The organism is Salmonella enterica subsp. arizonae (assembly GCF_008692845.1).
Lineage (GTDB): Bacteria > Pseudomonadota > Gammaproteobacteria > Enterobacterales > Enterobacteriaceae > Salmonella > Salmonella arizonae.
Genome location: NZ_VXJW01000002.1, coordinates 310,112 through 327,804 on the forward strand (window position 1 = coordinate 310,112; position 17,693 = coordinate 327,804).

Sequence of the window (17,693 nt, forward strand, 5' to 3'; positions counted from 1 at the left end):
CATGAGTGAAGTGACGCAGACCCTGATCGACGACGCACAGGCTCACTCGCAAAGCGAAAGCCGCATCACCGCCCGCGATTTACGCAGCGTTTTCTGGCGCTCCTTTACGTTGCAAGGATCGTGGAACTATGAACGCCAGCAGCATATGGGCTATGCCTTCGCTATGTCGCCAGCGCTGAAGCGTATCTACCAAGACCCCGCCGAGCTGGGGCGCGCCTTACAGCGCCATCTGGTGCTGTTTAATACCACACCGCATCTGTCAACGTTTGTCTTTGGCCTGTCGATTGCGATGGAGGAGGAAAATCAACGCAACCCGGACTTTAACGAAGAGTCGATCAATGCCGTTAAAACCAGCCTGATGGGGCCGCTGGCCGGGATTGGCGATTCCATCTTTTGGGGATCGCTGAAAGTTATCGCCGCCGGGATGGGGATCTACTTTGCCCAGCAGGGCAGCATTCTGGGGCCAATTCTCGCCCTACTGGTCTATAACATTCCGCACATCCTCTGCCGCTGGTACGCCCTCAAACTGGGCTACCGGGCGGGGACCACCTGGCTGATGCGCATCTGGCAAAGCGGGTTGATGGACAGGGTGACTTATATCGCGTCAATCGTCGGGTTGATGGTCGTCGGCGCCATGACCGCCAGCATGATCGACATTACTACCCCGCTGAGCTTTACCGCCGGGCAGACTACCATGAAAGTGCAGGATTTTATTGACAAAATCCTCCCTTCCCTGCTGCCGCTGCTCTTCACGCTCGGCATGTACAAACTTATCCGTAAGGGCGTGAACATTAACTGGATCCTGTTAGGCACCGTCGCGTTTGGGCTTCTTGCCAGCGCGCTGGGCCTACTTTGACGAGAGGTAATACTATGCAAGTAGAAGACTATATGAACGAGACGCCCCTTCGCCTGCTGGAGATGCTGACGCAGACGCGGGAAGATCTCTGGCGCGCGGCGCAGGCGCTAACGGAACGCGGCGTCACCCGCATTATTCTGACAGGCTCCGGCACGTCATACCACGGCGCGCTAACCGCTCGCGCATTTATGCAGCGCTGGTGCGCATTGCCGGTGGATGTCTGCTGGCCGTTTATGCTTGACAACGAGACGCTTGCCCGCAGCGGCAAGGCACTGGTTGTCGGCATCTCCCAGGGCGGCGGCAGCCTCTCAACGCTGGCGGGGATGGAGCGCGCCCGCGATATTGGTCATATCACCGCCTCAATGGCTGGCGTGGCGCCTGCGACTATCGACCGGGCGGCGGATTATATCCTTACCGTTCCCTGCGGCGAAGAAACCGCTGGCGCGAAAACAAAAGGCTATCACTGCACGGTTCTCAATTTGATGCTGCTGGCGCTCGCCGTCGCCGGGCAGCAACAGCGGCTGGATGGCGAACAGCGCCGGTCACTGCTGCTGCGGATGGAAAAGACCTTTAACCACCTGCCCGCGCTGATTACCGCCTCGCAGGCGTGGACGCAAACCAATGCGCTGGCGCTGCGCGATAGCGCAGATATTCGTCTGACCGGCCCGGCAACGCTGTTCGGTACGGTGCAGGAAGGTGCGCTCAAGATGCTGGAGACGTTGCGCTGCCCGGTATCGGGCTACGAATTCGAGGAGTTTATTCACGGTATTTACAATGCCTTTAATGCGCAATCCGCACTCATTATGCTCGACCCGCAGCCTGACGCGCGTCAGGATCGGCTGGCGCAAATACTCGGTGACTGGACGCCGTCTATTTACCGCATCGGCCCGCAGGTAGAAAATAATGGTCTGAATCTGAATTTCCCGTTTGTCAATGATGAGGACTTTGCTGTCTTTGAATATATCATTCCACTACAAATGCTATGTGCGATATTACCCCCGCAAAAAGGCATTAATCCGGCGATACCCAAAGATCCGCAATTCCATCAAAAAATGAAAAGTAAGCAAGAAATGTAATTTTTATTAATGCTCGTTATTATCCGCGCTGTTGCGGAGGACGCGCTACACGCTAAGGAGATAAATATGTCTGTTGCTCATGGAAATGCCCGCCGTATTATTAGTGATATTTTAGGTAAACAAAACATTGAACGCGTCTGGTTTGTCGGCTGCGGCGGTTCATTAACCGGCTTCTGGCCAGGAAAATACTTTCTGGACTGTGAAGCGTCAAAACTGGCTGTCGGTTATATCACCAGTAATGAATTTGTCCACGCCACGCCAAAAGCGTTAGGAAAAAATAGCGTCGTTATTCTCGCCTCGCAGCAGGGCAATACGGCGGAAACCGTCGCAGCCGCCCGCGTGGCGCGTGAAAAAGGAGCGGCGACCATCGGTCTGGTTTACCAACCTGACACGCCGCTGTGCGAATACAGCGACTACATCATTGAATATCAGTGGGCGCGTTATCCGGAAACGGTCGACCCTGCACAACAAAAAGCCGCATACAGCCTGTGGCTGGCGCTGGAAATTCTCGCCCAAGCAGAGGGCTATGCGCAATACGATGAATTAGTCAGCGCGTTTGGGCGCTTTAGCGACGTTGTTCACGGCGCCCAACGGCAGGTACAAGAAGATGCTCGGCGTTTCGCCGCCGAATGGAAGGATGAGAAGGTGGTCTATATGATGGGCAGCGGCCCCTCTTTCGGCGCCGCGCATCAGGAGTCTATCTGTATTCTGCTGGAAATGCAGTGGATCAACTCCGCCAGCATACATAGCGGAGAGTATTTCCACGGACCGTTCGAAATCACCGAGCCGGGCACGCCGTTTATATTGCTACAAAGCAGTGGTCGCACTCGCCCGCTGGACGATCGCGCGATTCGCTTTATTGAACGCTATCAGGGAAAACTGCAGTTGATCGATGCGGATAAACTCGGCATTCAGGATCTGCCCACCGACGTTGGCGAATACTTCTGCGGCCTGTTGCACAACTGTGTGCTGGACGTTTATAACCTCGCTCTGGCGACAGCCCGTAACCACCCACTGACCACCCGCCGGTATATGTGGAAAGTTGAATATTAATAGTTATGCCGGATGGCGGCTTCGCTTTATCCAGCCTACAAAGCGATCTGTAGGCCTGATAAGCGTAGCGCCATCAGACCTTTCTTCTGCGGGGCGCTAGCGCCCCTTTTTCCCTGAACTACCGCGGCTACCAGCGGAAATCCTCTATCCGTAATTCGAAAATATCGTGGATATAGCCAATTTCCGCTACCGGCAGCGCCACGTTATAAAGAATTTTCAACCGCTGAAACGAATGATTTACCATCGCGATAAATTCACCATGTCGCTCGTTAAATTCCGTCATGTTTTTATAGTGGGTAATTTCATTGCGCATGACCAGTCGCTCAATCATACAGCTCAAATGAACATATAAACTAATAATCAAATTATTATTAAAGCTGAAGCCCAGCGTATTTTGCCATTCGGCAATAATCGTTTCGATATGCCCTATCGTCTTATTGGCATTAAGAATAGTCAGCGAATTAACCACATTATGCAACGAAAATTCGCGAACCATATTTTTATTAATTAACGCAATTTGTTTATCGTTAAGATAACCGCTTAATAACTGACTTAAATGCGCATACCCCTGCTCGCCAAGCAGCTCTTCAATCCCCACCCAGGGAACGCCCGCCAGCTGCGGGTCAATGGTGCCGACAACCGCAATCACTTCATACTGATTCAGCAACGAGGTCGCCATTCGGCTGTTTTTCAGGCGGGTATATTCACAGGCGATAATATTAATATCAAAGTCGGTCAACTGACTTTTTTCCATCAAATTTTTAAATTTAAACGCCGTCCCGATGCCGGTAATACAGGTCACCAGCAGCGCGCGCGCTTTTTTCTGCGCGGGCCAGAAGACATCCCAGCGCGACTGATTTAACGGGACGATCTCTTCGGCGATCTGTTCGATGTTTTTTTGCAGCGCGATCTCGCTGGCCACGTTCAACGCCAGACGCGTCGTAACGTTATCGACCACCACCAGCGGGCCATGAATTACGCTCAAAAGCGCATCGGCGATCTCTTTGGTGTATCCCATATCGATCAGCACCATGACGCCTGCGCGGGTATCCGTATGCTGGAGATAATCGACAATGGCCCGGCTGACATCGCTAAACGCGACCTCCATCGGCATATCCATCGCATGATAAATCTTTTCGCCAATCAGACGGTTCGCCACGCCTGCAATGCTGCTGGCGGTCGAATAACCATGCGCGATGATCAGCGCTTTTACCTTACCGCCGCTGGTGGCGTCAATGGCATTACTGACGATGGCCGCCACGACCAGTCTGTCGAGCGTGTCGATTAACAAATCATATTTATTATTTACCACGTCCAGCAGTTTTTGCGCCACACGCTGCGCCAGTCCCGGCGCCTCCTCCAGCCAGCGCAGCATCACATGGCGAACCGATGGCGACGCCTCCACCGGCGTTAACGGCAGGCTGGTAAGGTAACGTCCGGTGAGATAAGCGAATTCCGCATTCAGTTCGAGATCGTAATGTGCAGCGATCGCTTTCCCGACATCTTCGATAAAACGCAGCCGCTTGTCCTGACGAGCGCGAGGGCTCTCTTTATTCATTAAGGCATCGAGATATAACGTGAGATTTTGATAGACCAGCTTGTCAAACGTCCGTGCGGAAATATTCTCCTGCGCCAGCTCTTCGCACAGGCCGCAAATGTTTTCCGTCAACCGTAAATATTCCTGATGCTGACCGGAAACTCGCGGAAAACCGCCACCTTCGCGATAAATCATGACGCGTTCCGCCGTCTGCGGAACGGTAAAGGGCACCTCCATCAGCAGACGATCCGGCAGTTGCCCGGCTTTTACCTCCAGTACCCCATCGTCACGCTGGCCGAAAGTCCAGGCGCTGGCGCAAATATTACGAATGAGATTTTCCAGGCCGCCGACATTCCCTTCCAGGGTCTCCTGCATCAGTTGGCTGATAATTTCACTATCCAGCGACAAATCGTGATGAAGACGCTGCGCCTCGCGACGGAAAAAATGGTGAATAAACGCCAGCCGCTCATACTGTCCGCGTTCGGCGATAGGCAGAATTTTGACAATGACCGGTATCCGGCGAATAAATGTCGCCAGAAAGTGTTTTTCCAGATCTTCGGTAGAGGCGAATATCAGGCGTACCGTGGCGCTGCGTTCATCGCTGCTTTCGCCTAAGCGACGCCAGGTGCCGTTATCCATAAAATGGAACAGTTTTTCCTGCCCTTCCGGCGGTAAACGGTGCACTTCATCGATAAACAATACGCCGCCATTACTGGTCTCAATTAACCCGGATACCGCTCTGTCTGCGCCGGTAAACGCACCTTTGGCATGACCAAACAATTTTGACGTCAGCAATTCCGGGTTATTAGCGTATTCGGCGCAGTTAAACACGGTAAAGGGCGCCTCCGGGGGCAAAATGCCCTGCTCGATGGCGTACTGCCAAAGCTGACGCGCCAAAAAACTTTTTCCTGTCCCCGTCGGGCCGCGCAGCAGCAAAGGCAAGCCCGCGCCGGGATAACTGATCGCCGCCTTACACTGACGCAGGGACTCCTGCAAGCTGCCCTGCGCGCCAATGAGCAGCTCCAGACTGTCCTGCCGCTCCGCGCACAGCGCCTGAATGGACGCGTAATCCCCCTGTCGAACCGCCAGTCGGTGGTAACGACGTAGCGCCTCGACGGGCAGGAACAGCACCGGGCGGCTATTCACTTTGACCACCCGCTGCTCACGATGCAAGTTATTAAGATGGTGACTAATAATGCTGCGTTTTTGCCTGAGACTGTCGGCAATCGCCATTGCGCTAAACCCGCTTAACGCGTCGGCTGTTAGTGAACATCCGGCCAGCCGTAGCTCCAACTGACGAAATATGGACTCTTTATTCATACCTGCGCCCCGCCAAAAACGTAAACTCCGCTTATACGATAATTTACAAACGGCGTCACAGGCTTCACCCACATTTTTGAAAATACTTACTTTTTATAAAACTTACCGTTGCGCTTTCGGCTCATCGTGTCACGAACGAACGGGATTGGCCTTCCCTGGCGTCTCATCAGAATCGGGCGCTAAATCCGACGTTATAGCGGGTTTGATTGCCATCGTTTAACCCTGCCGTTTGCGCCAGCCCAACGAAGCCTGACACCGCTGCCGACAGCGGAAAATCTGCGCCAATCTCAATATCAACCCAGTTTTTATCCTGCGCTTTCCCGGCGCGGCTAAACGTCAGCGCGGTCGTTTTAAGACCGCCGTTCGCCACATACGTATCATCGCCAAACTGGCGGCGATAATTAATCTGCGCCCAGGAATGAATGACGCTGTCGCGAAGATCCAGACGCCAGCCAGCGCTACCCACCTGCGAGTGGGCGTTTTGGTCGCCAAAACGCATTGATGTGCTGGTATTGAGCTTCTCGCTATAACCATTAACGTGGCTGTAATCCCATGCATATTGCAGCATCGGTCCGGTCGTTAACCACGGCATCACGACAAAATCGTAACCGCTAGTTAACCTCGCGCCCCACAGCCGACCGTTGGTTTCGCCCTCTTCCACGCGTCTTAGCGCACCGAGCGTTATACTGCGCTGAATGTTACTGAATTTAGCGGTCAGGTAGTGTAAATCGCCATCCAGCCACGCCTGCCCGGCGCGTAAATGGCTGAACACGGCGGCCTGAAAACTGCGGGCGTCATAATGATAGTTATCGTCAGGACGTTGCTTATCCAGAGAGCCGGCTATCAGCCCTCCCAGCAGTACCTGCTCGTTAAGCTGATAATCGACGCCAACCGTTAGATTATTATGATTACCGTGACCCTCGGCCTCATTATTATCATAACGTTGATATCCCCCGCTGTATCCGCCGAACATGCCCAGCGAACCGACAGGATTTTCCCCCTGGCGAAGCTGCTGATAACGGCTGTTAAGCGTGGTACGACTGCCTTGCGCCATCGACTGAACGCTTTGGTTCAAGTATGTCGCCTGTACCGGCGCGGCAATAATCGACTGAATATATTGCGCGATAATGGTATGGACCTGCGGGCCGGGATGTAAATGATCGGCAAACAGATAGTTCTGTGACGCATTAAAACCCGGCATTGCCGAGGAACACGCTGAGGCGGATACGCCCGGCGGGCAAGCCATACCCACAGTATTTGTCAGACCAAACGCCTGCGGATTGTCGAGGATTTCCTTAAAGAGACCGTTGATATCGGCACGGGCAATATTGCCGCCGTGTTGCTCCAGTCCCTTCTCTTCCGTCTGATTATAATAATCAGTCAGAGATGACGCCTGCCCTGCCGCCGTTTCATAGCCCGCCAGCAGTTGCTCAACGAGCTGTTGCTGAATAGACGGGTCACTGCTTACCGTTGCAGCCGCCGCCAGCAACGCCTCGCGGATCGCCTGTTGCCGGCTGGCTGAATCGGGCGTCGATCCCGCCGCCAGCGCATCTAACGCCGCTTTTAGCGCCGGGGGCGCCGCTGCGCCAAGCCCGGCGGTGATTACCGCCTCCAGCAGCATTGGCGTCGCACTAATGTCCGGTACATTTGGCACCACCACCAGCCCTGCGCCGGCACCCAGTAGCAGCCCTACCTGTGCCGCCGCGTTGATTGCGCTATTATCGGCTATTTGCCGCGCCATGGCTGGCTGCGCGATTGCCGCCGCCAGATCGTTTCCACCGACCCAATGAATATATAAACCGTTGCGATCGGCTTTCCCTCCCGTTTTAGCAAGCCACTGCCGCACCTGATCCGCCGTATTATCCTGGGGATTTAATTCCGACGTTGCCGTCGCGCCGCCTGCGGCATAATTAGAACCGCCTTTGCTGGAAGGACTTAATGCCAGCCCATATCGGTCGGCCAACTGCTCATCATAGAGATAATTTTGACTACTATCCCAGGTCCAGCGACCATTATTACCGGTATCGCTAAGACTATCGCCGAATACTGTAAGAGAGTCAAATGCATAGACAGATAATGGCGTGGTCAGCGCCAGCGAGAGTATGTGGTGTTTTACCAGGGTACGCTTTCGGGTCATCTCATGTTCCTTAGTGTTATTGTTGGTAGGTACGACGGTACAAATCATCATCCGGCAAATACATTGCAATCGTTTTAAGCATTGTGATTGAGATATTTCATCCATTGTTTACGGACTGGCGCCTGTTCAAAACGGGGTTCCGGCGTAAAATAACGGCGTTATGCGGGCGCTGGATAAAATATAGCGTATGGATAAACCCAGAAGCGCTTTTACCCGTCTCTTGCTGATTATGCCTGAAGCGCAGGCATCCTGATTTGCATAAATGCCATTCAGCAGTCATCATAGGCTGCTGTTTATAAAGGAGAGATTATGCAGGAATTGATATCCCAGGTAGAAGATTTAGCGGGTATTGAAATGAATCACACCACGTCGCTGGTGGTGATATTTGGTATTATTTTTCTGACGGCTGTTGTCGTGCATATTATTTTGCACTGGATAGTACTGCGCGCTTTTGAAAAACGCGCCAGCGCCAGTTCCCGCCTGTGGCTGCAAATTATCACCCAGAATAAATTATTTCATCGTCTGGCTTTTACGCTGCAAGGCATCATTGTCAATATTCAGGCCGCGCTCTGGCTGCAAAAAGGCAGTGAGGCTGCGGATATCCTGACGACTTGCGCGCAGTTATGGATTATGACCTACGCCCTGCTGTCGTTATTTTCCCTGCTGGACGTGATTTTCAATCTGTCGCAAAAATGGCCCGCCGCTTCTCAACTGCCGCTAAAAGGAATATTTCAGGGCATTAAGCTAATCGGCGCGATTATCGTCGGCATTCTGATGATCTCACTGCTGATTGGCCAGTCACCGGCGATTTTAATCAGCGGGCTGGGCGCAATGGCCGCCGTGTTAATGCTGGTCTTTAAAGACCCGATTCTTGGACTGGTTGCCGGTATACAACTTTCCGCCAACGATATGCTCAAACTGGGCGACTGGCTGGAAATGCCGAAATATGGCGCAGATGGTGCGGTTATTGATATTGGTTTAACCACGGTAAAAGTGCGCAACTGGGATAATACCATCACCACTATTCCCACCTGGTCGCTGGTTTCCGATTCGTTTAAAAACTGGAGCGGCATGTCCGCTTCCGGCGGACGCCGGATTAAACGCAGCATAAATATTGACGCAACCAGCATCCACTTTCTGGATGATGATGAAAAACAACGACTGTTAACCGCACATCTGTTAAAGCCGTATCTTACCAGCCGTCATCAGGAAATCGATGAATGGAATAAACAGTTGAATGCGCCCGAATCAGCCTTAAATCACCGTCGGATGACTAATATTGGGACGTTTCGCGCCTATCTGAACGAATATTTACGTCACCATCCGCGCATCCGTAAAGATATGACGCTGATGGTACGCCAACTGGCGCCTGACGATCATGGTTTACCGATAGAGATCTATGCCTTTACCAATACCGTCGTGTGGCTGGAATATGAGAGCATTCAGGCCGATATTTTCGACCATATTTTTGCCGTGGTGGAAGAGTTCGGCTTGCGCATTCATCAGACGCCGACCGGCAGCGATATTCGTGCGCTGTCAGGGGCATTAACGCATTAATGGATTGCCCGATCGCATGATCCGGGATCGGGCAAAAAAATTAAGAGGCCTTACGGCGTAAAACGTTAAACGCAATAAACAGGAAAACAACCCATACCGGCAGTAAAATCGCCGACAATCGCATATCATCAATCGTACACATTAACACCAGAATCAGCGCCAGAAACGCAATGCACAAATAGTTCCCGGCGGGATAAAGCAGCGCCTTAAATTGCGTTTCGCGCCCTTGACGGCGCATTGCCGCGCGAAAACGTAAATGCGCGAGACAGATCATTATCCAGTTCAGCAATAGCGTCGCGACAACCAGCGCCATCAACAGGCTAAACGCTTTTTGCGGCAACAGATAGTTGATCAGTACCACCAGCGAGGTAATCGCCCCGGAAAGCATCAGCGAGTTCACCGGCACGCCGCGATGGCTGACGCGGGTTAAAAATTTCGGCGCATTGCCTTGTATGGACAGGCCGAACAGCATTCGGCTATTTGAATAAACACCGCTGTTATACACCGAAAGCGACGCTACCAGAATAACGAAATTCAGCGCCGAAGCGACCACGTTACTGTCCAGATTATGGAAGATCATCACAAAAGGGCTGCTATTGGATTTCACCTCCACCCACGGATAGAGCGCCAGCAAAACCACCAGCGAACCGATGTAGAACAGCAAAATACGGTATACCACCTGGTTAACCGCTTTCGGGATGCTTTTTTGCGGATCGCGCGCTTCCGCTGCGGTAATGCCGATCAGTTCCAGTCCGCCAAAGGAAAACATAATCACCGCCAGCGACAGAAGCAAACCATGCCAGCCGGTAGCGAAGAAGCCGTTATAACGCCAGAGGTTATCAATACTGGCATGTTCGCCTCCATGCCCGGAGAACAGTAGCCACAGGCCAAAACCTATCATGCCGATAATCGCCAGCACTTTAATCAGCGCGAACCAGAATTCCGTTTCGCCATACAGACGAACGTTCACCAGATTCACGGCATTAATGATAATAAAAAACGCCGCCGCCCATATCCATGTTGGTACGTCAGGCAGCCAGTACTGCATATAGATGCCCGCCGCGGTCAGCTCCGCCATCCCGACCAGCACAAACATGACCCAATAGTTCCAGCCCGACAAAAAGCCCGCAAACGGCCCCCAATATTTCCAGGCGAAGTGCGCAAACGATCCGGAAACCGGCTCTTCCACGACCATTTCACCCAACTGGCGCATAATGAGAAAAGCGATAATCCCGGCAACGCCATAGCCCAACAAAACAGCCGGCCCCGCCATCTGAATCGCCGGACCGATGCCCAGAAACAGCCCGGTGCCAATAGCGCCGCCCAGCGCGATTAGCTGAATATGACGGTTTTGCAACCCCCGCTGAAGCGTCGGTTCATTCTTCGACGCGGCATCCGACACGCTGGCGCCGGATGCAGTTGACGCGTTTTTCACGTCCTACCCCTGTATCGTTTTTATTGAGGGGCACCTTTTAACATTTCGTTCTCGCTGCCGCAAGGCGCAATCGTTTGTCACGGCTAAACTCTGGGCGTTACCGTCATCGCGCAAAAAAAGATGTCACGGGAAGTAAAAAGAAAAGAATGCGCGCCGATAGAGAGCGTTACCGGTGAAAGACGACGAGTATAATATATGTGAATAACTCTGGACGAAAAGTACGACACCCTACAGAATACATTTAGTATTTTTTCAGTATTTTCAAAAAGGTGAATCAGAACTATCATCTGTTATCCGTTTTTGAGCCACGCCAGGCATCAACGTCATGAATAAAATCATTAAACGTTTAGAGATCATCAAAAGCGCCATCGAACTTGAGGACGAAGAGATTATCCATCAGCAGCTCATCTACCTGAAAAATGAGCCGCAGGATGCCGTAATCAGCACGATTGCCGAGGCGATTGAAGCTCGTCGTTTCAGTGATGCCATGCAGGAAATCTCCGCCTGGCTACAGGCTCAACGGGCGCTCTCGACGTGGCAAGATCCCGCTATCGCCGCCAGCAAACTGGAGTTGAAAGCGCTTGAAGCCCAACTTCGCGATCTGATTGACAAACGAAATGCGCGGGTACAAATCCTCGATGATTTTAACGACCTCTACCATCTGCGTCTTGGGCCGTTAATGAGCCGTATCCTGGAGTTGCGTAAACAGCTCGCCGTAAGTATGCAGCGCAAGCAAGAAGCGGAAATAAAACGTCGGGAAAAGGATTATCAATCCTGCCTGCAATTTATTTCCCAGGCCGTGGATCAACTGGCAACGTTAAAGCAGCAGTGGATAGGATTGAATGCCGCCTCACGGCAGGCTATGGGGATCCGTCAACGAATCCAGCAACAGACGGAGTTAATCACCGCGTTGCTGGCGGAAATTCGCGAGCTGGAAGCAGATTTTTCTCATCAGGATGACAGCGCCTCCCGCCAGGCGCAGGAAGACGCGGAACAGGAGTATCATCAGTACCAGGAGCAACAGCAGGAAGCGCAATTCCGCTACGCCTGCGATCAACGTTTGTCGGCTGACGAACGCAGTGAATTAAAACGCCTGTGGCGCCAGGCCAGCCGCCTGTGTCACCCGGATGTGGTCGCCGATGAATTGAAAGAAAAAGCGCACCAGATGATGGTACAGCTCAATCAGGCGCGGCAGAATGCCGATCTGGCGGCAATTCGCGCGTTATTGACGCAGTTGCAAAGCGGTCTGGAACCGATGATGGCAAGCGACAGGTTGAATAACCTGGAACATCTGCGCAATAAAATACGCCAGCTCCGCACGCAAATCGACGCGCTGTTGAAAGAGATTACGCAACTGGAAACAGAAAACGCCTGGCGGCTCGCCTCTTCCGTTACTGATAAAGAGGCCTATTTCTCCGAACAGGAGCGGGCGTTAACAGAAATTCGCAATACGCTGGAGGCGCAGGTCCAGCAGGTGGAACAGGAACTTCTTACCGGTTAGCGCTCGTTCACTTGTCAGCCATAAAAAATTGTCGGATGGCGCCTACGCAGCCATCCGACGAATCGCGGCATCAAGAGGGTAAGAGGATAGCTACTGTCGCTGTGAAAGTAGCGAACGGGCGGAGTCCGCCATGATCATCACCGCGCCTGCCAGCATTAATGTATCTTTCAAGACCAGCCGTCCGGCGCCCGATAAATACGGGAAACCATAATGCGCATCGCCCAGCGGCATAACCCAGGCCTCCGGCGTGGTGATTAAAAACGATAGCGTTACAAATGGCGTCAGGAATGCCAGTACGCCGCCCGCCAGTCCTAACCAGCGGCTGAAAGGATTAGCCAGTACCAGCGCGGCAATAATCAATTCCACCACGCCCAGGCCATCCGAAAACGCATACGTATTATTAGCCGTTTGCCAGGCGCGCTCCTCCGGCTTTAATTCGCCCTCATGAGTCAGATGCTGACGATATTCCTCAGGATGCTCATAGAAAAATGACATAAATGGACTGTTCGCTACAAACGGAGTAATACTGTCCGCCTCATAGGGCACAAATTTCAGTAACCCAATCCAGATGAAGACGATGGCGATACTCAGGCGGATTAATGTTAATCCAAGCCGATCCCCCCGACTTAACAGACGAAGATATTTATCCATACCCACTCTCCTTATTTATATAAAATCGCAGTGGCATAACCCGTATTATCAATACGCATTGACGTAATTTTCCATGATGATGCATGTTTACTTTTAGCCAGTCTGGCAATAGCGTCTTCAAGCATCGAAGGCGTCGCTGAAACTGCAGAAACGCTGATATGTTCAACGTGGGTTAACGGCTGTGTGGAGGCGGAAAATGCCAGAGGCGCGGCTAATAATGAGGCAATAAGTGTTGTGATTTTTAACATCGAGATTTCCAGTGATGGGTTATTTCAATGGCGCTATAATACGTTACTCCTTACAGATACCTTTTCTTTTAGACGCCAGCATAATTGTCCTGGCGTATTTTTATGGCATAACAGGCAAAAAAAAGCCCTGATTAACAGGGCTACGCTATCTATGTTTTACTTAATGAGAGAGAAGAGATCGTTTAAAGATTCACTCATTGTAGGATGGGTAAATATCTGATCGCGTAACACCGTATAAGGTAAGTCCGCATCCATAACGGTTTTAACGATATTAATCATTTCATGAGAATCGACGCATAACAATGACACGCCTAAGATACGCTGCGTATTCACGTCTACTACCGCTTTTAGTACGCCACGGGTATCGTTCATAACACGGGCGCGAGGGATCGCCGCCACCGGTAATGTCGCCACCTGCACCGTTGCGCCGCTTGCCCGCGCTTGTTCTTCCGTCAGCCCGACACGAGAGAGCGGCGGCGTCATAAAGACGGAATACGGCACATTCAGGCGATCGCGGGTACTGCGTTTGCCATCCCCCAATAAACCGTCGCGTACAATGCGGAAATCATCTAGTGAAATATAGGTAAACTGCAACCCACCGGTAACGTCGCCCATCGCCCAGATATTCTCCGCCGTGGTACGCAGGTAATCATCAACTATAATCCCGCCGCGTTCGTTCACCGCCACCCCGGCGTTTTGAAGCTGTAAGCCAGCAGTCGCCGGTTTCCGTCCCGATGCCACCAACAGGGCATCCACAAGATGCGCGCCTTCCGGCGTTTCTACCTGTACTACGCCCTCCTGTGACGATACGGCCTGCACGCTGGCGTTTAACATCAGCTCGACGCCCTTTTCCTGCAAAATGCGGGCAATCGCCTGCGCGATGTCCCGATCCTCACGGGGCAGGAATTGCGGCGCGGCTTCAAAGATAGTGACCTTCGTACCGAAGTTGGCGAACATTGACGCAAATTCAAGGCCAATGTAACCGCCGCCTAAAATCCCCAGGCGCGCCGGACGTTGGCTCATACTGAGTAGCCCGGTGCTATCAAACACGCCCGCCGTAGTCGTTAGGCCCGTAATAGCCGGGATCACCGACTCTGCGCCAGTATTAATGAAGATCTTTTCTCCTCGTAATACCCGCTCGCCGTCCGCCTGAAATACCCGTAGGGTCTGGTTATCAACAAACTCCGCCCTTCCCTCAATCACATCAACATTGTCCAGGTCGGCAAGGTTATGAAAATTCTTGTCGCGTAAAAAACCCACAACTGCCGCTTTACGTTGCATGGCGGCAGAAAAATCTCCCTCGCGCTCCGCATCATGCACCAGCGTTTTCGTCGGAATACAGCCAATGTTGATACAGGTTCCGCCGAACATACTGGCAGACTGTTCGATAATCGCCACGCGCCATCCCGTCTTCGCCAGAGTTGCCGCCAACGTTTTTCCTGCCTTGCCAAAACCAATAATGAGCGCCTGATACTGTGTCATCTTCTTTCTCCGCCAAATCACCATCTGTTTGTCAGGACAAGTATAAATAACGTCAAAAAAGACAGGGTTATCCGCAACGCGCCATTTTTTGTCTTATCGTCTAAATTGGCGCTTAGCAAAAACAAGGGTAGAAATAACATTAAGTCCGAAATATAGTGAAAAGATACAGAAATGGTTATCCCCATTTTTGAAAATGAATCTGTTCTGGAGTCTATATGGATGCGCTTAGTCGGCTATTAACGCTTAACGACCCTCAGGGCTCAATCGATAAAAATTGCCCGTTGGGCGGCGACTGGCAACTGCCGCACGCCGCTGGGGAGCTATCGGTGATTCGCTGGCATACCGTTATGCAGGGCGAAGCGCAACTGGAAATGCCTACCGGCGACGCCATTATGCTTACGTCGGGAAGAGTGGTATTTCTGCCGCAAAACTCCGCCCACCGTTTGCGCCAGTCTGGCAAAGAACCGACACATATCATGTGCGGTAGTCTATGTCTGCACACGACGTCACGTTATTTTCTTACCGCGCTGCCGGAAGTGTTATGTCTTGCCCCGCCATCGCATAGCCCCGCCAGTATCTGGCTTAACGCCGCCACTTTGCTGTTACAGCAGGAGGCAGAACGCCATTTACCTGGCGCTGACGCCTTATGTAGTCAGCAGTGCGCGACTCTGTTTACCCTCGCCGTTCGCGACTGGCTGTCGCAGGCTGGCACGGCGAAAAGCGTGTTGAATTTATTACTGCATCCCCGGCTGGGTCGCGTGATTCTTCACATGCTGGAAGCACCGGCACACCCCTGGACGGTCGAAACGCTGGCGCAACGGGTACACATGTCGCGGGCGAGTTTCGCCCAGTTATTTCGCGACGTGTCCGATACAACACCCTTAACTGTCTTAACGATGCTGCGCCTGCAAATCGCCGCTCAAACTCTGTCGCGCGAGGCGCTGCCGGTGATTGTAATCGCCGAGTCAGTAGGTTATGCGAGCGAATCCTCTTTTCATAAAGCGTTTGTCCGAGAATTCGGCTGTACGCCAGGCGAGTACCGTAAACGGGTAAACGCGCTCGGACAATAAACGTACGCCGGGCCCGCCTACAGTTTGACGCCGCAGGCGGGCATTTTTACCGATCGATATCCATATTGATGTAGCGTCCACCTTCCAGCCGCTCCCGCTAGGGCAGCACTTTCAGCAATAGCGGATGATAGAGTCGAATCAGAAAACGGTTGAGCGGATTACGACGCTTCGCGCGGATTTTCCCGTGTAACCAGTACCCAATCAAAACCGAAATCACCACAACAGCCAACAGCGCGATACCCGCCTTCACATAGGTTTTGGTAAACTCCAGCGGGTCGACCAGGCCTCCCTCCTGGCCATCAAAGGTAAAAATGGGGATAGCGCACGATAATCAACTTACGCTGTCAACTGAGGGCTTATAGAAGCTACCTTATCGTTTTTCATTAGTATCCTATTGAAACACCTGATATAGCCTGCAGCTCTCACCGTATACCCTGTTCCGGGCTGTTCGAAGTAGTTTTGGAAAAACATGAAGCCTGCGTGATTTTCTATAACACTTCAACAAAACTTTCGATACCTTTTGATTTTCTTCTTTATCGCTTTTTAAGACTTTTATTGATTAAAAAATCTTTCGATATGTTTTTTTGTGATCCAACGTAAGGAAACGAAAGCATATAAAAGATAATATCTCTGCGAGTTGGCAGCCAGCAAACACTCATTGCCCATACCTGATGTCCGGACCACATTTTTCCGGCAGTGGAGCTACAGATGCAGGAAACCTCCCTATAAATCCCGCAATGTAGCGTATTTCTATAATTACAAGGGTTAGATATTATTATGAAAGCGAAGTTGTTAGTTACTTCTGGAACAGCAGCCTGTCTGGGGATCATTGCTGCACTTCTGCCCGTCTGTGTACACGCTGCGAAAGTGAATGCAACACTGAGTTGGGTGACGGGAGATTACGGTACGCCATATGATTACAGTGGTCCGCGCCTGGATATGAACCTTAATCCCGACGGTTCTAACTGGTACTATGATTTAGGTTTTCGTAAACAATTCCACGACTCCCGCCAGCGCTATCAACGTGCTGAGGCTATGGTCGGCTATCGTTTCCGTTTTGACGAGGGTTGGATCCAACCGAGCTTTCGTATTCGTGAAGATTTAACCACTTACGATAACGGCAATCGAACTACCATTAATTTTTATACCGCACATTTGACCGGCCAGCGTCTGTTATCTGAACGTTTTACATTTGCGAGCAGTATGATTCTGGGTATTGAACGTGAAGAGGTAAATACGGCATCGAATCAGTCTGTACGCCGTTCAGATCGCTTAACCTGGGAAATTGAACCAGGCGTACGTTTCAAGTCGAGTGCCAATACCATGATGACGTTGAACTATTTTAATGCCGGTAAACGTAGTGACAAAGGCGATACCTGGGGATTGACCGATAACTCAAGAAACCAGCAAATGCGTTTCTATTTTAACTGGAATACGCCAATTGGTCTGGTGCTCACCCCATATGTTCGCTATGCCCTTAATTATGGTGAAACGTCCGGATGGTACGAAAGCGCGGCATACAGTGAAACCAAAACAAAAAGTAAAGTTAACCGTTTAGCCCTGCAGATGGCTTACCCTTTATCCGATAGCTTCCGACTTCAGGCAGAATACTATATTGAAGATGTTAAATATAAAGAAGGCTATACCATGGGTAAAGAAAACTCTTCATCTAAATATATGAAAGTAGGCGTACGCGCAACATTCTAAAGATTTACTTATGCCTGGCATAGAAACTTAAAATTCAGCATTAAATAATTCCGGGTTTCAATA

The 17,693-nt window shown here is 51.6% G+C and carries 13 protein-coding genes and 1 pseudogene; 7 read left to right on the top strand and 7 right to left on the bottom strand.

The genetic code is table 11. The annotated features are described in order from the left end of the window. Position 1: 1 nt before the first annotated feature. The 3 genes from F4V61_RS06085 to F4V61_RS06095 all read left to right on the top strand — a co-directional run bounded on the left by F4V61_RS06085 (position 2) and on the right by F4V61_RS06095 (position 2,985). Positions 2-856 carry a PTS system mannose/fructose/sorbose family transporter subunit IID gene (locus F4V61_RS06085; RefSeq protein ID WP_000005801.1) on the top strand — a complete coding sequence of 285 codons (855 nt, stop codon included), beginning with the start codon at positions 2-4 and terminating at the stop codon, positions 854-856. Between the two features lie 32 nt (positions 857-888). Further along, positions 889-1,932 carry a glutamine--fructose-6-phosphate aminotransferase gene (locus F4V61_RS06090; protein WP_079799161.1) on the top strand — a complete coding sequence of 348 codons (1,044 nt, stop codon included), beginning with the start codon at positions 889-891 and terminating at the stop codon, positions 1,930-1,932. Between the two features lie 66 nt (positions 1,933-1,998). Then, positions 1,999-2,985 (top strand): SIS domain-containing protein, encoded by a 987-nt coding sequence (locus tag F4V61_RS06095; RefSeq protein WP_079827814.1) that lies wholly within the window; start codon positions 1,999-2,001, stop codon positions 2,983-2,985. 127 nt (positions 2,986-3,112) lie between these two features. On the opposite strand, the gene F4V61_RS06100 is transcribed toward F4V61_RS06095, so the two are convergent. Both F4V61_RS06100 and F4V61_RS06105 read right to left on the bottom strand, forming a co-directional pair. Continuing rightward, positions 3,113-5,842 carry a sigma 54-interacting transcriptional regulator gene (locus F4V61_RS06100; RefSeq protein ID WP_079827812.1) on the bottom strand — a complete coding sequence of 910 codons (2,730 nt, stop codon included), beginning with the start codon at positions 5,840-5,842 and terminating at the stop codon, positions 3,113-3,115. Positions 5,843-6,008: 166 nt separating this feature from the next. Then, positions 6,009-7,979: an autotransporter domain-containing esterase gene (locus F4V61_RS06105; protein ID WP_038396628.1), complete on the bottom strand. Its 1,971-nt coding sequence runs from the start codon at positions 7,977-7,979 to the stop codon at positions 6,009-6,011. Between the two features lie 309 nt (positions 7,980-8,288). Between F4V61_RS06105 and F4V61_RS06110 the strand changes: the two genes are divergently transcribed. Beyond that, complete coding sequence (locus F4V61_RS06110; protein ID WP_001156968.1) at positions 8,289-9,536, top strand: mechanosensitive ion channel family protein; 1,248 nt, start codon at positions 8,289-8,291, stop codon at positions 9,534-9,536. A 40-nt stretch (positions 9,537-9,576) separates the two neighbouring features. On the opposite strand, the gene pheP is transcribed toward F4V61_RS06110, so the two are convergent. Further along, the gene (gene pheP / locus F4V61_RS06115) at positions 9,577-10,971 is read right to left on the bottom strand and encodes a phenylalanine transporter (RefSeq protein WP_079827808.1); all 1,395 of its coding nucleotides are present in this window, start codon (positions 10,969-10,971) and stop codon (positions 9,577-9,579) included. A 325-nt stretch (positions 10,972-11,296) separates the two neighbouring features. On the opposite strand from pheP, the gene F4V61_RS06120 reads away from it, so the two are divergent. Then, the gene (locus F4V61_RS06120; RefSeq protein ID WP_038396630.1) at positions 11,297-12,472 is read left to right on the top strand and encodes a DnaJ family molecular chaperone; all 1,176 of its coding nucleotides are present in this window, start codon (positions 11,297-11,299) and stop codon (positions 12,470-12,472) included. Between the two features lie 90 nt (positions 12,473-12,562). Here F4V61_RS06120 and rclC read toward each other — a convergent pair whose 3' ends face one another. From rclC to rclA, 3 genes are all read right to left on the bottom strand, one after another. Next, on the bottom strand, positions 12,563-13,123 hold the full coding sequence (gene rclC / locus F4V61_RS06125) for a reactive chlorine resistance membrane protein RclC (protein ID WP_000362183.1): 561 nt from the start codon (positions 13,121-13,123) through the stop codon (positions 12,563-12,565). An 11-nt stretch (positions 13,124-13,134) separates the two neighbouring features. Further along, positions 13,135-13,371, bottom strand: a complete 237-nt coding sequence (gene rclB / locus F4V61_RS06130; protein WP_000913125.1) for a reactive chlorine resistance periplasmic protein RclB — start codon at positions 13,369-13,371, stop codon at positions 13,135-13,137. A gap of 156 nt (positions 13,372-13,527) precedes the next feature. Further along, positions 13,528-14,853 (bottom strand): reactive chlorine resistance oxidoreductase RclA, encoded by a 1,326-nt coding sequence (rclA, locus tag F4V61_RS06135; RefSeq protein ID WP_038396636.1) that lies wholly within the window; start codon positions 14,851-14,853, stop codon positions 13,528-13,530. Positions 14,854-15,068: 215 nt separating this feature from the next. Here rclA and rclR point away from each other — a divergent pair, with 215 nt between their 5' ends. Next, positions 15,069-15,923, top strand: coding sequence for a reactive chlorine-specific transcriptional regulator RclR (rclR, locus tag F4V61_RS06140; protein WP_079827806.1), 855 nt, complete (start codon positions 15,069-15,071; stop codon positions 15,921-15,923). Positions 15,924-16,026: 103 nt separating this feature from the next. Here the strand turns inward: rclR and F4V61_RS06145 are convergent. Further along, positions 16,027-16,242, bottom strand: a pseudogene (locus F4V61_RS06145) (hypothetical protein); the annotation flags it as partial. A gap of 458 nt (positions 16,243-16,700) precedes the next feature. Here F4V61_RS06145 and F4V61_RS06150 point away from each other — a divergent pair. Further along, entirely contained in the window at positions 16,701-17,630 is a 930-nt protein-coding gene (locus F4V61_RS06150) for an OmpG porin family protein (protein WP_038396640.1), read from the top strand. Positions 17,631-17,693 lie beyond the last annotated feature (63 nt).

Bases quoted from the DNA above. Each gene is read 5' to 3' on its own strand.
- F4V61_RS06100 (WP_079827812.1), bottom strand. From the start codon at position 5,842: ATGAATAAAGAGTCCATATTTCGTCAGTTGGAGCTACGGCTGGCCGGA.
- rclB (WP_000913125.1), bottom strand. From the start codon at position 13,371: ATGTTAAAAATCACAACACTTATTGCCTCATTATTAGCCGCGCCTCTG.
- F4V61_RS06090 (WP_079799161.1), top strand. From the start codon at position 889: ATGAACGAGACGCCCCTTCGCCTGCTGGAGATGCTGACGCAGACGCGG.
- rclA (WP_038396636.1), bottom strand. From the start codon at position 14,853: ATGACACAGTATCAGGCGCTCATTATTGGTTTTGGCAAGGCAGGAAAA.
- F4V61_RS06120 (WP_038396630.1), top strand. From the start codon at position 11,297: ATGAATAAAATCATTAAACGTTTAGAGATCATCAAAAGCGCCATCGAA.
- F4V61_RS06105 (WP_038396628.1), bottom strand. From the start codon at position 7,979: ATGACCCGAAAGCGTACCCTGGTAAAACACCACATACTCTCGCTGGCG.
- rclR (WP_079827806.1), top strand. From the start codon at position 15,069: ATGGATGCGCTTAGTCGGCTATTAACGCTTAACGACCCTCAGGGCTCA.
- F4V61_RS06085 (WP_000005801.1), top strand. From the start codon at position 2: ATGAGTGAAGTGACGCAGACCCTGATCGACGACGCACAGGCTCACTCG.
- F4V61_RS06150 (WP_038396640.1), top strand. From the start codon at position 16,701: ATGAAAGCGAAGTTGTTAGTTACTTCTGGAACAGCAGCCTGTCTGGGG.
- F4V61_RS06110 (WP_001156968.1), top strand. From the start codon at position 8,289: ATGCAGGAATTGATATCCCAGGTAGAAGATTTAGCGGGTATTGAAATG.
- rclC (WP_000362183.1), bottom strand. From the start codon at position 13,123: ATGGATAAATATCTTCGTCTGTTAAGTCGGGGGGATCGGCTTGGATTA.
- F4V61_RS06095 (WP_079827814.1), top strand. From the start codon at position 1,999: ATGTCTGTTGCTCATGGAAATGCCCGCCGTATTATTAGTGATATTTTA.